This window comes from Campylobacter sp. CH186 (genome assembly GCF_004378925.1).
Lineage (GTDB): Bacteria > Campylobacterota > Campylobacteria > Campylobacterales > Campylobacteraceae > Campylobacter_D > Campylobacter_D jejuni.
Genome location: NZ_RYYB01000002.1, coordinates 74952 through 88246, shown reverse-complemented (window position 1 = coordinate 88246; position 13295 = coordinate 74952). Strand labels below are relative to the sequence as shown.

The window sequence follows — 13295 nt, the reverse complement described above, 5'->3', positions numbered from 1 at the left end:
TTTTACTCCATAAATCTTTTAAAAAGTCGTTCATTTTGCAGGCGTAATTCTTCATAAGTACCGCAAAATCCAACTTTTTTATTTTCTAAAATGATAAAGCGATCGAGTAAATTTTTCATACTTTCTTTATCATGTGTAACCAAAATGATATTTAAATCAAAACTTTTTTTTAACTCTAAAACCAAATCGTCAAATTCACGACTACTATGAGGGTCAAGTCCTGAAGTAGGTTCATCTAAAAAAAGCAATTTACTATCAAGTGCTAAAGCTCTAGCAATTGCCACTCTTTTTTGCATACCGCCACTAAGTTCGCTTGGAAATTGTTTTAAAACACTTTCGTTTAAGCCTACCATTTTTAGCTTCATTAAAACCAGTTCTTGTATGCTATTTTCATCTAAATGAGTGTATTCTTTTAAAGGAATGGCGATATTTTCATAAACATTAAAAAAGCTAAAAAGTGCAGCAAACTGAAAAACCACACCCCATTTTTTACGCAAAGTAAGTCCATCTTCTTCGTTGATATTTTTAAGTTTATAGCCTAAAATTTCATATTCTCCACCATCAAAATGTTCAAGCATAAGCATTTGTTTTAAAAGGACGGATTTTCCACTTCCGCTACCTCCTAAAATACCAAAAATTTCGTTTTTTTTGATTTCAAAACTTACGCCATTATGGACAATTTTTTCTCCAAATTTTGTAATGATATTTTGTGCTTTAATAACCATTTAAATTCCTGCAGAAGTTAAAATAACGGAGAATAAAGCATCAAAAGCTATCACCCAAAAAATAGCATTTACAACGCTTTTTGTTGTATAAATTCCTATGCTTTGTGTAGTATTTTTTACCTCAAAACCACGAAAACAAGCAATAAGTCCTATTAAAAATCCAAAAATAGGTGCTTTTGCAAGTCCTATAAAGATATGTTTTATATCGACAGCTTCTCTAAAGCGTCTTAAAAATTCGACAAAAGAAATATCAAGATTTAATTTTGCAACCATCATTCCACCTATAATACTGATTGCATCGCTAACGGCAACGATTAAAGGCATGGCCACTACCAAAGCCATGACACGTGGAATAATAATAAATTCAAAAGAGCGAAAACCCATAGTATTCATAGCTGCAATTTCATCAGTAATTTTCATCACTCCAATTTGTGCGGTATAAGAACTTGCGCTTCTTCCTGCGATCACTATGGCAGCGATTAAAGGTGCAAGTTCTCTAGTGGCTGAAATTCCCATCAAATCCACTATGAAAATATTGGCTCCAAATTGTGCGAGTTGATAAGCAGCCTGATAGGCTAAAACCACTCCTACTAAAAGAGCAGTTAAAATAACTATAGGCAAGGCTTTAAAAGCAGAATTTTCTATATGATATAAAAAAGCAATAAAGCGAAAATTTTTAGGATTTTTAAGGCATAAAAAAAGACTTGTGAAAAAAGCTCCTGTAAAATTGATGAATTTTCTTAAAATTTTTAAAAGTTCTAAACTTAATTTTCCAAGATCGATAAAGTATTCACTGAAATTTTTATGTGATTTTTTTGTTTTGCTTAGTCTTTGGTAGTTTTTTTCACAAAGTTCAAAAAGGGTTTGAAAGCTTGAATTTAAGCCTTCTTTGGTGATTTTAATATTTTTATCTTTAAGATCATTTTCCAAAGCAAGGAAAAATCTCACTCCAGCGGTATCGATTGCTTTTAGATCTTTAAAATCAAAAATCACTTCCTTGCTTTGAATCAAAGCTAAAAAATCTTTTATTTTTAACTTATAAATGCTTGTTTTATCCCAAATTCCAAAGATAAAAAGAGTGTTATTTTGAAATTTGAAATTTGTATTCATTTTATTTGCTAAGGATAAAATTTACAAGCTTTGAAACGCTAAATCCAAAGTGTTCAAACACATCTTTGTCTTTACCACTTTCTCCAAAACTTTCTATGCCATACACTTTGTGGCAAAATTTATAAAGTTCATTAGAATGCGCTGCTTCAACGCCTATAACTTCACCTTTTAACAATCTTTCTTGATAAGCTTTATCTTGTTTTTCAAAAAGTTCAAAACAAGGCATGGAAACAACATTACAAGCAAAACCTTGTTTTTCAAGTTCGTTTGCACTTTCTAAACAAAGCCAAACTTCACTTCCACTTGCTAAAAGTGTAAAATTAGCATCTTTGCTTTCTTTGAGTAAATACGCTCCATTTTTTACATCTCCAAAAATAGGTTCATTTAGAGCTTTGAGTTTTTGGCGTGAAAGCACAAAAGCACTCGGTATATCAGCATTTAGGGCTATTTGCCAAGCTTTGACATTTTCTACCCCATCAGCAGGCCTAAAGGTTAAAAAATTTGGCATAGCTCTAAAAGTGCTAAGTTGTTCTATAGGCTGGTGTGTTGGGCCATCTTCGCCCACGCCTATGCTGTCGTGTGTGAAAATAAAAAAATGTTTGATTTTCATTAGGGCTGCTATTCTTGCGGCAGGTTTTAAGTACTCACTAAAGATGAAAAAAGTTGCCGAAAATGGTAAGAAAATTCCATATCTTGCAAAAGCATTGTTAATCGCTGCCATAGCGTGTTCTCTGATACCAAAATGGATATTTTTACCTTTTACAAAGTCTCCCATACCGTGAAGTTCTGTTTTATTTGAAGGGCCTAAATCCGCACTTCCACCTAAAAATCCTTCTAAATTTTTAGCTAAAACATTTAAAATTTCACCATTGCTATCTCTTGTCGCAAGATCTTTTCCTTTAAAATCAGGATAAGCTATCTTGCTAAAATCAGGGTTTAATAGCCTTTCTAAAAGTTCTTTTTTACCACTTTTTTCAAGCTTATCTTTCCATTTTGCTTCTTCTAAATCCCCAAGTTCTACAGCACTTTCAAAGCGGATTTTGCTTGCTTGTGGGATATGAAAACTGATATTTGGATCAAAACCTGCTTGTTCTTTGGCTTTTTTAATCACTTCTTCACCCAAAGGTGCGCCATGGCTTTTATGACTGCCTTCAAGCTCTCCTGCACCCTTTGCTATAGTTGTTTTTGCGATGATAAGACAAGGTTTTGTGGATTTTTTAGCTTGTTCTAAGGCTTTATTAATTTCTTCATAATCATGTCCATTTATACTTAAAACTTCAAATCCTTGTGCTTCAAAACGCATTTTTACATTTTCATTAAAGGCTAAACCTACATCGCCTTCTATGGAGATATTGTTGCTATCATAAATGAGTATGAAGTTATCAAGTTTGTGAAGTCCTGCTAAAGAACAAGCTTCATAAGAAATGCCTTCTTGTAAATCTCCATCTCCGCAAAGACAATAAATTTTATGATCGATTAAATTGCTACCTAGTAAATTTTGTGCTTTTTTTGCCGCCATAGCAAAGCCTACAGCATTGGCAACGCCTTGTCCTAAAGGACCTGTAGCGATTTCTACTCCAAGAGTTGAAATTTCAGGGTGTCCTGGGGTTTTAGAATGAAGTTGGCGGAAATTTTTAAGATCTTCTAAGCTTAAATCATAGCCACTTAAATGTAAAAAACTATAAAGCAAAGCACTTGCATGTCCGCCTGAAAATACAAGTCTATCACGGTTTAGCCAAGTGGGATTTTTAGGATTGTGTTTTAAATGATAACTTAAAACACTTAAAATATCTGCTAAGCCCAAAGGTGCACCTGGGTGTCCTGAGTTTGCTTTTTGCACCATATCGGCACTTAAAAATCTTAGAGTATTTGCCTGTTCTTGTAAAATTTGAATGTCCATTTTTTACCTTTATAAGTATTGAATTATTAAATTTTGTATCATTTGTGCGAGTTTTTCATTGAGTTTTTCTAAATCTTGTTCGCATTCACTAAGAAGATTTTCTTTTGTTTTTATAGCTTGTTCAAGTCCAAGCAAATTGACAAAAGAATTTTTATGAATATCGTTATTAGTAGGCTTTCCGCTTTGTTCTTGACTTGTGGTTACATCGATAATATCATCATTGATTTGAAAAATCAGTCCTAATTTCAAACCAAGTTTGTAAATTTGATTGCTTTCTTCGTTGTTAAGTTCGCAAATTTCACAACCCATTTTTAAAGCTGCAGCGATTAATCTTGCGGTTTTGTGTGTATGTAAAAACTCAAGTTCATTTAAACTCAGTCTTTTGTCTTCAAAGAAACAATCAATAGCTTGTCCTATGACCATTCCATTAAGTCCTGCATTAAAGGCAAGGGTTTTGATGAGTTTGATTTTGATTTCATCTTTTAAATGAGCATGACTTAGAACTAAAAAAGCTTCAGTATTTAAAGCATCGCCCGCTAAGATGGCTGTAGCTTCATCGTAGCTTTTGTGTAAGGTTGGAATTCCTCGTCTAAAATCCGCATTATCCATAGCGGGTAAATCATCGTGTATGAGTGAATAAGTATGGATAAATTCCAAAGCTAAAGCCACATCTAAAGCTTGATTTAAAAGTTCAGGTTTATTGCTTTGTACTACGCTTAAAAGCAATTGTGCACGAAAATGCTTTCCTCCTGCTTTTAGCATAAGAGCTAAAGCTTCATTAAAAAAAGGATGAAAGCTTTCGACTTTAGGTAGATTTTTTTCTAAGTGATGGATAAAAAGTTCTTTTAAATTCACTTAGTAAGCCTTATGAAAAATTGAAATTTACCATCGCCACCTGAGTTGGCATTTCCGCCTAGTTCATTGTTGAAATTTGATAAAGGTAATTTAGTACTTTTGCGTTCAATTAAGATGCTAAAGTCATTACCAGCGCTTAAAATATTTTGTAATTCTTTAAAATTATTTAAAATAATATTATTAACGCGTAAAATTTTATCTCCTACCATAAATCCTGCATTTGATGCTTTTGATTTTGGATCTATTTTAGTTACAACAAGACTAGTATTAACCGTTAAACCAAGATTGCTTGTGAAATTTGTAATTTTTGGTTTTGGTTTAGAATCAGGAAGATTAAATTTGCTCAAATCTTTTGCAAAAACTTCAGTAGAAATATTTAAATCCATATTATCACGCAACACTTGAAAATAAAGAGTGCTTCCGCGATCTGCAAAAAGAATTTTTTCATTGAGTTTTCTTAAATCATTGGCGGGCAAGCCATCAACACTTATAACTTGATCGTTGATTAAAAATTGTGGATTTTTTCTTACATTGTTAACATAAATTTTATTTTCTCGAACAACAAAATCAACGCCAATATCCCCCCAATAAACATCGTTATATTTCATAAAATGTTTTAAATAGCGATTGCCTATAAAAGAGCTATTATTTAAAGCAATCCCCATCATTTCACAGCATGGAGTCCCTAAAAGTCCTATTTTGGAATTAAAATCAAGTTGATCTTTTTCATCAATATTTTGAGCTAAATACTTAATATGCCCTATATAAGGTTTATTAGGATCCCAAATTCCAACCCAATCATTACGAGTAAGTTTTTCTTCATCACCCATAGGAGTAGGGATTAGGCTAAAGTCAGTTCTTACAAGATATAAATTTAAAAATGGATCGTATTTTACATATTTGTTAAGCTTAGTATTAGGCTGTTTTAACACAGCAAGTAAATTTTCACTGAGTGCAAAAGCTGGCATTCCTTCATAGTTGAGCATGCTTGCCTTATTTCTTTCATAACCTGCTAAAAAATCTTCAAATTTAGGTCTTTCTATACCAAAAGACAAAGTAAAAAGCATGCAAATAATTAAAATTTTTTTCATAATTTCATACCTCCAAAACCGCCTAAAACATCATTCGCCATACTTGAGCGATTTTGCGCAACCATGGCTAAAACATCATTAATTGCAGAAATAAGTAAAATTTGCAAGGACTCTTTATCTTCAAGTAAAGAATCATCAATGCTAACATCGATAATCTCGCCTTTTCCGTTAGCACTTACTTTAACAAGTCCTGCTCCACTTTTGGCGCTAAATTCACGATTTGCAAGTTCTAGTTCTATATTTTTAGCTTTTTCTTGAACTTGATTCAAAAGTTCACCCATTTTAGAAAAATCCATATTTTCAAACATTGATTATCCTTGATTTTTTAAAATTTCATTAACAACTACTTTATCACTAAAAGGATATTTTATCCCTTTAATTTCTTGAGTAGTTTCATCACCTTTGCCTAAAATAACGACTAAATCGTCATTTTCTTTTAGTTCTAAAGCTTTTTTTATGGCTTCTTTTCTATCTTCTATCGTTAAAACTTTTTCTTTTTTAGCAAAGCCTGATAAAATTTCTTCCATGATGGTTTTTGGTTCTTCGCTACGTGGATTATCACTTGTAATGATAGCAATTTTTGCAAAATGTTCGACGATTTTTCCCATTAAAGGGCGTTTGGTTTTATCTCTATCTCCACCTGCTCCAAAAACAACGATGAGTTTTTTATTTTTAAGAGTGTCAAGTACTTTTTCAATGCCATCAGGCGTATGAGCAAAATCCACGATCACACCTTTTGCTACTTGTTCTACTCTACCACAAACCCCGCCAAATCCACTGATAGCTTTTTCCAAGTCTTTTAAATCAGGCTTTACGAGTTCATTCACACAAGCACTAGCAACTAGAAGATTGTAAAGATTAAAAAGTCCTAGCAAGGGCGAGTCTATGTGAAAAGTTTGATTTTTATTTGTTACAATAGCACTAATGCCTTCTTCTAAAGAATAAGCTTTGATTTGATATAAAGCAGGATTTTCTATGCCGTAAGTAAAAGCGTTACGCACATTAAATTTAATAGCCAAAGCATCTTTGTTGATAAATTTTAAACTCTCATCGGTAAAAAAAAGTTCTTTTGCTTCTTTGTAATTTTCAAAAGCACCGTGAAAATCTAAATGATCTTGAGTGATATTGGTAAAAATTTTAGCAACAAATTTTAAGCCTTCGATACGGTTTTGAACGAGTGCGTGTGAGCTTACTTCCATGATGAAAAAATCACATTTTTTTTGAGTGGCTATTTGTAGGTACTCTAAGGTTTTAAGAATAGGGGAGGTGGTTAAGGATTTTTCATCAATTTGTTCATCGTTGATAAAAGCTCCTCTTGTCCCGCAAAGCCCGCATTTATAACCTAAATCCAATAAGATAGAATAAATCGCTGCTGCGGTTGTGGTTTTGCCATTGGTTCCTGTGATTCCTATGATTTGAATCTTTTTATCGATTTTTAAAAGTTTTTTACACTCATTTACATCGATGATTTTTGCACCTTTTTCTAAGGCTTGAGCGTGAAATTTAGCATTTTGTGTGGTTTGTAAAAAAAAGCATTCTTTTTCACACTCTAAGGTATTATCTGTAATGAATGAATTTTCAAGTTTTAATTTCACTTTTAAATCCTATGAGTTTTTCTTGGAGTTTGATAAATCTATCATTTGCCCAAAAATGAGGCATAACATTTTCTATATAATTTAAAGTCATATCTTTATAGCCATTATCAAGTAATTTTTCCAAAAAATCTAAAAAATCATCACGATTATCAATAACTAATTTAGTGCTATTAATGATATTTTCAAAACTTTTTTGAAAGCCAAGTTCTTCTTCGCTTTTTAAAAAATCTTGATAATTTAACGCATGCCCATCTTCAAATTCGTTTTCCTGTTTGTTTTCTTGTTTTTTAAATTCAATTGTACTTAAAATTTCTTCTAAGTCTTTATCAATGCTAGAGATTTTGTAATGTTCTATATAAAAATCAAAAAGTAAAGAAGCTTCTTTAGGAGATTTTAAAGCAAGATCGCAAAGGCAGATAAAATTTAGCAAGCGTTTATTTTTGCGTTTTTCATAAGCCATAGAAAAATACATTTTTGCAGTTTTAAAATCTTTCTTGTAAAAATGTTCAATTCCAAGTTTTTTATAATTTTGCAAATTCGTCTGCTCCGCCGTTTAAATTGATTATAGTGATTTCTGGATGAATATCAATCTTAAGTTGCCTTTCAAGACCGTATTTTAGCGTTGTTCCACTCGATGCACAGCCTTTACAAGCTCCTATTAAATGGATATAAACGATCCCATTTTTAATTCCTAAAAATTCAAGCCCTCCGCCATCACGCTCAAGCATAGGCAAGCTCTTTTCTAAACTTGCTTTAACAGGATTTATAAGCTCTTCATCACTAAAAGGCATCATAATTTATCCTTAAAAATTTTTATATACTTTAGCGTGATTGTGTTTAAAAAAAGGTAAATTAAGGCTTGAAATTTAAATAAATTAAAAAGGTTCGTCACTATCTTGTACGCTAAATTCTAAATCATAAGCTGTAAAGTTTTTGTTACCAAAAATTCCATTTAAGTTTCTAAATGATTGTTGCAGAATTTCTTCGTTTTTTTCATATTTTAAGAAGCTTAAATATTCTTTTAAAAAATTATTTAATTCTTCGGTATTTAAATTTTTAATTAAAAGATTTAAATTTTTATCAATAAGCGTAAAAAGTTGTTTTTTTAATGCGAGTGTAGAATTTTTAATTTTTATATTGTTTAAAAAAGCTAAATTAACCTTGCAAACACCTAACAAGAATTCACTATAGTTTAAATTTTTTCGAATATTTTTACTTTCAAATTCTCTAATATCACTATCTTCATAACCTTTTTTTTCTAAAATTTTATCCAATAAAATCTTATGCTTAAAGCAAACACTATCACTAATTTGCTTAAAATCGTTACATATATCTGGATACTGTTTTAAAAAAGCTATAAGTTCTAATTCTGCAATGTGAATTTTTTCTTTAGGAAAATTGTATTTATTTTGAGAAATTAAAGGGGTTTGTATGGTTTTTTTTGAATTTTGTGATAAGATAATAAATTTTTCATCTACTTTTAATAAATTTGAAACTAAACTAGTGTAAGAATTTGCCACTAAAGGTTCAAGATTAAAGGTGAATTTTTGTATAGTTTCTAAAGCTTTTTGTCTATCAAGAGCAGAAATTATGGAATGGGTGGATATTAAGCGCCTGATATAAAATTCGCCAAGCTCTATTCCTTCATCGAGTATATTATGGAGTTTTGTGCTTTCATTTTTTGCTACGAGCTCGGCAGGATCTTTTCCGCCTTGCAAAATTGCCACTTTACCGTCTATTTTGTTTGTGCTCAATAAAAATGCAGATCGTGTCGCAGCTTTTAATCCTGCTTCATCATTATCAAAACATAAGATCACTTTTGCTTCATAACGACGAATTAAAGGTAGATGATGTTCGGTTAATGCTGTTCCAAGAACTGCTACAGCATTGTTAAACCCTGCTTTGTGAAAAGCTATTGCATCCATGTAACCTTCACATACTATTATTTCTTTTTTTTTGGCTATATTTTCTTTAGCGATGTTAAAAGCATAAAAAATTCTACTTTTATCAAAAAGTATATTTTGAGGTGAATTTACATACTTTGCCGGTACATTGGGATTTAAAGTACGCCCTCCAAACCCTACCAATAAGTCTTTATGATCGTAGATTGGAAAGGTGATACGCCATATAAAACTTGCGTAAAATTCATTATTTTCATCTTTTTTTAAAGCTCCAACACTCACAGCATCTTCTAAAGGAATTTTTTGATTTTGCAATAATCTTATACTATCTTCACTTGCTCCTGCAAAACCTAATTCGAATTTGGCTATATCTTTGTCATTTAAAGCTCTTTGGTAAAGATAGGTTAAAACTTCTTTGTGGTGTTTGAGATTATCTTTAAAATACGCATTTAAGCTTGGTAGTATAGACTTTAGCTCTTTTTTATTTTCTTGTTTTTCTTTTGTATAACTCAAAGTAAAATTACTGAGGCTTGCAACTTTTTCAACTGCATCGGAAAAACTTAATTTTTCATAATCCATTACAAATTTAAAGGCATCTCCACCAGCTTTGCAAGCAAAACAATGATAAAAACCTTTGGTAGGATTGATATGCATAGACGGGTTTTTATCTGCATGGAAAGGACAGATACACACAAAACTAGAGCCTTGTTTTTTTACTTCAATATAATTTTCTATAATATCGACAATATTAAGTCTTTGGGATAAATTTTCTATACTTTCTTTAGTTATCATTTTACAAACCTTGTTAAAATTATACAAAGATTTGGCTATAATTTGGCATAAAATTTTTAGAGCGAGACTATGGATTTTTTCTTTGTAGAATACAGAGACCCTTTAGTAGGGCTTATAATTTTAACCATTTTAGTATTTGTTGTAGCTGTTGCAAATTATATTTGGAAAATATTTGCTAGCAAAGATGAAGAACAAAAGCTTGAAAAATTTATAAAAAAATTTGAAATGGATAACGTTCATAAAGAGTTGTTAAGAAATAGTAGCTTGAGTTTTGGAAATTTAAGTTTTTTGGCCGAAATTTTTACTAAAAGCGGGGAATTTGAAAAAGCAACTCAAATTTATTTGATTGCTCTTGAAAAATGTAAAGATAAACAAGAAAGAGAATTTATTTTCCTTTCTTTAGCAAAAGTTTATTTTAAAGCAGGATTTTTAGAGCGTGCAAAAGAAGTTTTATTACAAGCCTTAAAACTGCGTCCAAGAAATATACAAGCCTTAAAACTTTTAAAAATTGTTTATTTAAAACTTCATTCTTATAAAGAAAATTTAGAACTTTTAGAATGTCTTTTTGAGCTTAATGAAGATGTACAAAAAGAGTATGATTTTATCAAAGCTTTAGAACTTTGTACTTTTAATATCACTGATGAACAAAAAAAGAAAAAACTTTTAGAATTTAAAATAGAAGATAATCCTATGTTAGGGCGTTTAGTTTTTGAAAAATATCATATGTTTTTAGGACAAAATTTTTTTGATATTTGTGATTTGCTTTATAGAGAAAATGAAGCGTTTAATTTAGAAAATCAAGATTTTTTAGAATTCTTTTATGCTTTGGGTAAAATTTCAAAGCATGATGATACGCATCAGTTTGTTTTTAAAAATTCTAATTTTAAAATGTTAAAAATTTTAAAAGATAATTCTTTTAATGCGGGGTTGGAATTTTCATATCGTTGTTCTGAGTGTAAAAATGTTATACCTTTGTTTTTTTATCATTGTCCTGTTTGTTATGAGTTTAATACTTGTAAAATTATTTATGAAGTGAAAAACAATGAAACACATTGAAATTTATACAGATGGCTCATGTCTTAATAATCCAGGTTTTGGCGGATGGGCTTATATTTTGCGTTATAAGGAGTATCAAAAGGAAGGTTTTGGAGCTGAGGCTAATACCACTAACAATAGAATGGAGCTAATGGCAATTATTGAATCTTTGAAGGCTTTAAAAGAGCCTTGTGAAATTTCGCTTTTTACAGATTCTAACCTAATGGTTCAAAGTATTAATGAATGGCTAGAAGGATGGATAAAAAAGGATTTTAAAGGTAAAAAAAATATAGATTTATGGAAGGAATATATTAAAGTGGCAAAATCTCATAAGATTAAGGCTTTTTGGGTAAAAGCACATAATGGACATTTGGAAAATGAAAGGTGTGATACATTGGCGCGCGAAGCTGCTTTGAAAATTGCAAGGGAAAATGATGAAAAACATTGAAAAACTAGAGCAGAGTTTAACTTATAAATTTAAAGATAAAAATCTTCTTATACATGCTTTAACCCATAAAAGTTTTAAAAAATCTTACAACAACGAACGCCTGGAATTTTTAGGTGATGCCGTGCTTGATTTAGTTGTGGGTGAATACCTTTTTCATAAATTCGCCAAAGATGCCGAAGGAGATTTATCTAAGCTTAGAGCGGCTTTAGTGAATGAAAAGTCTTTTGCAAAAATTGCAAATAGTTTAAATTTGGGCGATTTTATTTTTATGAGTGTTGCTGAAGAAAACAATGGAGGAAAAGAAAAGCCTTCTATACTTTCAGATGCGTTAGAAGCCATTATAGGTGCTATACATTTAGAAGCCGGGTTTGAGTTTGCAAAAACTATTGCTTTAAGGCTTATAGAAAAAAATTTCCCTCAAATTGATGCAAAAATTCTTATAAAAGATTATAAAACAAAATTACAAGAGATTACACAGGGAAAAATCGGACAAACTCCGCAGTATGAAACAGTGCGTGCTTTTGGTCCTGATCATTTAAAGCAATTTGAAATTGCTTTAATGCTTGATGGTAAAGAACTTGCAAGAGCTATTGCAGGAAGTAAAAAAGAAGCACAACAAATGGCAGCAAAAATTGCACTTGAGAAATTAGGAGCTTTATAGTGAATACATTTGGTACGAGATTGAAATTTACAAGTTTTGGTGAGTCTCATGGTGTGGCTGTTGGATGTATTATTGATGGAATGCCTGCTGGAGTTAAATTTGATGAAGAATTTTTACAAAATGAGCTTGATAAACGCAAAGGCGGAAGTAAATTTGCAACACCAAGAAAAGAAAGTGATAAAGCTCAGGTTTTAAGCGGGGTTTTTGAAGGATATACAACGGGTCATCCCATAGCTATAGTAGTTTTTAATGAAAATGCTCATTCTAAGGATTATGATAATTTAAAAGATCTATTTCGTCCTGCTCATGCGGATTTTACTTATTTTTATAAATATGGCATAAGAGATTATAGGGGTGGGGGTAGATCAAGTGCTAGGGAAAGTGTTGCTAGAGTGGCTGGTGGTGCAGTTGCAGCGATGCTTTTGCGTGAATTTGGCATTTGTATTCAAAGTGGTGTTTTTGGAGTAGGAACTTTTGTATCAAATTTGAAAGAAGAAGAATTTGATTTTGAATTTGCTAATAAAAGTGAAATTTTTTGCCTTGATCCAAAACTAGAAAGTGACTTTAAAAATGAAATTTTAAATGCTAGAAATTCAAAAGATAGTGTAGGTGCTGCTGTTTTTACAAAAGTTAGTGGTATGCTTGTGGGACTTGGAGAGGTTCTTTATGATAAGTTGGACTCTAAATTAGCTCATGCTTTAATGGGAGTTAATGCTGTTAAAGCAGTCGAAATAGGCGAAGGTATTAATGCAAGCAAAATACGCGGATCGTGTAATAATGATGCTTTAAAAGATGGAAAGTTTTTAAGCAATCATAGCGGAGGAATTTTAGGAGGAATTTCAAATGGAGAAAATCTTATTTTAAAAACTTATTTTAAACCTACTCCTTCTATTTTTGCCAAGCAAGAAAGTATAGATAAATTTGGCAATAATTTGGAATTTGAACTCAAAGGTAGGCATGATCCTTGTGTAGGTGTTAGAGGAAGTGTTGTAGCTAGTGCTATGGTGCGTTTAGTTTTGGCTGATTGTTTGCTTTTGAATGCGAGTGCGAATTTAAACAATTTAAAAAATGCTTATGGATTAAAATAAAAAAGCCCATTTTCATGGGCTTGATTGCAATATTTTGAAAAGATTCATTGTAATATCGTCTATTTTTTAAGATTTTTTATTAAATGTGTAAAAA

The 13295-nt window shown here is 31.2% G+C and carries 14 protein-coding genes; 4 read left to right on the top strand and 10 right to left on the bottom strand.

Translation table 11 applies throughout. The annotated features are described in order from the left end of the window. Positions 1-2: 2 nt before the first annotated feature. The 10 genes from ELQ09_RS03230 to dnaG all read right to left on the bottom strand — a co-directional run bounded on the left by ELQ09_RS03230 (position 3) and on the right by dnaG (position 9969). Entirely contained in the window at positions 3-725 is a 723-nt protein-coding gene (locus ELQ09_RS03230; RefSeq protein ID WP_070300793.1) for an ATP-binding cassette domain-containing protein, read from the bottom strand. Beyond that, positions 726-1835 carry an MlaE family lipid ABC transporter permease subunit gene (locus ELQ09_RS03225; protein ID WP_070316583.1) on the bottom strand — a complete coding sequence of 370 codons (1110 nt, stop codon included), beginning with the start codon at positions 1833-1835 and terminating at the stop codon, positions 726-728. A gap of 1 nt (position 1836) precedes the next feature. Continuing rightward, positions 1837-3735, bottom strand: coding sequence for a transketolase (gene tkt, locus ELQ09_RS03220; protein ID WP_070316582.1), 1899 nt, complete (start codon positions 3733-3735; stop codon positions 1837-1839). 9 nt (positions 3736-3744) lie between these two features. Further along, positions 3745-4590, bottom strand: coding sequence for a polyprenyl synthetase family protein (locus ELQ09_RS03215; RefSeq protein WP_070316581.1), 846 nt, complete (start codon positions 4588-4590; stop codon positions 3745-3747). Next, positions 4587-5681 carry a PDZ domain-containing protein gene (locus tag ELQ09_RS03210; protein ID WP_002862279.1) on the bottom strand — a complete coding sequence of 365 codons (1095 nt, stop codon included), beginning with the start codon at positions 5679-5681 and terminating at the stop codon, positions 4587-4589. The genes ELQ09_RS03215 and ELQ09_RS03210 overlap by 4 nt, the downstream gene beginning before the upstream one ends. Next, positions 5678-5989, bottom strand: a complete 312-nt coding sequence (locus ELQ09_RS03205) for a YbaB/EbfC family nucleoid-associated protein (RefSeq protein WP_002851172.1) — start codon at positions 5987-5989, stop codon at positions 5678-5680. Before ELQ09_RS03205 ends, ELQ09_RS03210 begins: the two co-directional genes overlap by 4 nt. Before the next feature lie 3 nt (positions 5990-5992). Beyond that, complete coding sequence (locus tag ELQ09_RS03200) at positions 5993-7276, bottom strand: UDP-N-acetylmuramoyl-L-alanyl-D-glutamate--2,6-diaminopimelate ligase (RefSeq protein WP_070316580.1); 1284 nt, start codon at positions 7274-7276, stop codon at positions 5993-5995. Continuing rightward, positions 7260-7811, bottom strand: coding sequence for a hypothetical protein (locus ELQ09_RS03195; RefSeq protein ID WP_002855727.1), 552 nt, complete (start codon positions 7809-7811; stop codon positions 7260-7262). The genes ELQ09_RS03200 and ELQ09_RS03195 overlap by 17 nt, the downstream gene beginning before the upstream one ends. Then, on the bottom strand, positions 7798-8070 hold the full coding sequence (locus tag ELQ09_RS03190; RefSeq protein ID WP_002871253.1) for a NifU family protein: 273 nt from the start codon (positions 8068-8070) through the stop codon (positions 7798-7800). The genes ELQ09_RS03195 and ELQ09_RS03190 overlap by 14 nt, the downstream gene beginning before the upstream one ends. An 81-nt stretch (positions 8071-8151) precedes the next feature. After that, on the bottom strand, positions 8152-9969 hold the full coding sequence (gene dnaG, locus ELQ09_RS03185) for a DNA primase (protein WP_070316579.1): 1818 nt from the start codon (positions 9967-9969) through the stop codon (positions 8152-8154). A gap of 69 nt (positions 9970-10038) precedes the next feature. Here dnaG and ELQ09_RS03180 point away from each other — a divergent pair, with 69 nt between their 5' ends. The 4 genes from ELQ09_RS03180 to aroC are packed head-to-tail and all read left to right on the top strand — an operon-like array spanning position 10039 to position 13201. Next, positions 10039-11025, top strand: a complete 987-nt coding sequence (locus tag ELQ09_RS03180; protein WP_070316578.1) for a CDC27 family protein — start codon at positions 10039-10041, stop codon at positions 11023-11025. Then, on the top strand, positions 11012-11452 hold the full coding sequence (rnhA, locus tag ELQ09_RS03175) for a ribonuclease HI (RefSeq protein ID WP_002851277.1): 441 nt from the start codon (positions 11012-11014) through the stop codon (positions 11450-11452). The genes ELQ09_RS03180 and rnhA overlap by 14 nt, the downstream gene beginning before the upstream one ends. Continuing rightward, a complete protein-coding gene (gene rnc / locus ELQ09_RS03170; RefSeq protein ID WP_070307044.1) occupies positions 11439-12113 on the top strand; it encodes a ribonuclease III in 675 nt (224 codons plus the stop codon). The genes rnhA and rnc overlap by 14 nt, the downstream gene beginning before the upstream one ends. Next, entirely contained in the window at positions 12113-13201 is a 1089-nt protein-coding gene (gene aroC, locus ELQ09_RS03165; protein WP_134263760.1) for a chorismate synthase, read from the top strand. Before rnc ends, aroC begins: the two co-directional genes overlap by 1 nt. Positions 13202-13295: the final 94 nt, after the last annotated feature.

Excerpts from the sequence above, each read along its gene's own strand:
- ELQ09_RS03230 (WP_070300793.1), bottom strand. The coding sequence starts at position 725 with ATGGTTATTAAAGCACAAAATATCATTACAAAATTTGGAGAAAAAATT.
- ELQ09_RS03225 (WP_070316583.1), bottom strand. The coding sequence starts at position 1,835 with ATGAATACAAATTTCAAATTTCAAAATAACACTCTTTTTATCTTTGGA.
- tkt (WP_070316582.1), bottom strand. The coding sequence starts at position 3,735 with ATGGACATTCAAATTTTACAAGAACAGGCAAATACTCTAAGATTTTTA.
- ELQ09_RS03210 (WP_002862279.1), bottom strand. The coding sequence starts at position 5,681 with ATGAAAAAAATTTTAATTATTTGCATGCTTTTTACTTTGTCTTTTGGT.
- ELQ09_RS03205 (WP_002851172.1), bottom strand. The coding sequence starts at position 5,989 with ATGTTTGAAAATATGGATTTTTCTAAAATGGGTGAACTTTTGAATCAA.
- ELQ09_RS03190 (WP_002871253.1), bottom strand. The coding sequence starts at position 8,070 with ATGATGCCTTTTAGTGATGAAGAGCTTATAAATCCTGTTAAAGCAAGT.
- dnaG (WP_070316579.1), bottom strand. The coding sequence starts at position 9,969 with ATGATAACTAAAGAAAGTATAGAAAATTTATCCCAAAGACTTAATATT.
- ELQ09_RS03180 (WP_070316578.1), top strand. The coding sequence starts at position 10,039 with ATGGATTTTTTCTTTGTAGAATACAGAGACCCTTTAGTAGGGCTTATA.
- rnhA (WP_002851277.1), top strand. The coding sequence starts at position 11,012 with ATGAAACACATTGAAATTTATACAGATGGCTCATGTCTTAATAATCCA.
- rnc (WP_070307044.1), top strand. The coding sequence starts at position 11,439 with ATGAAAAACATTGAAAAACTAGAGCAGAGTTTAACTTATAAATTTAAA.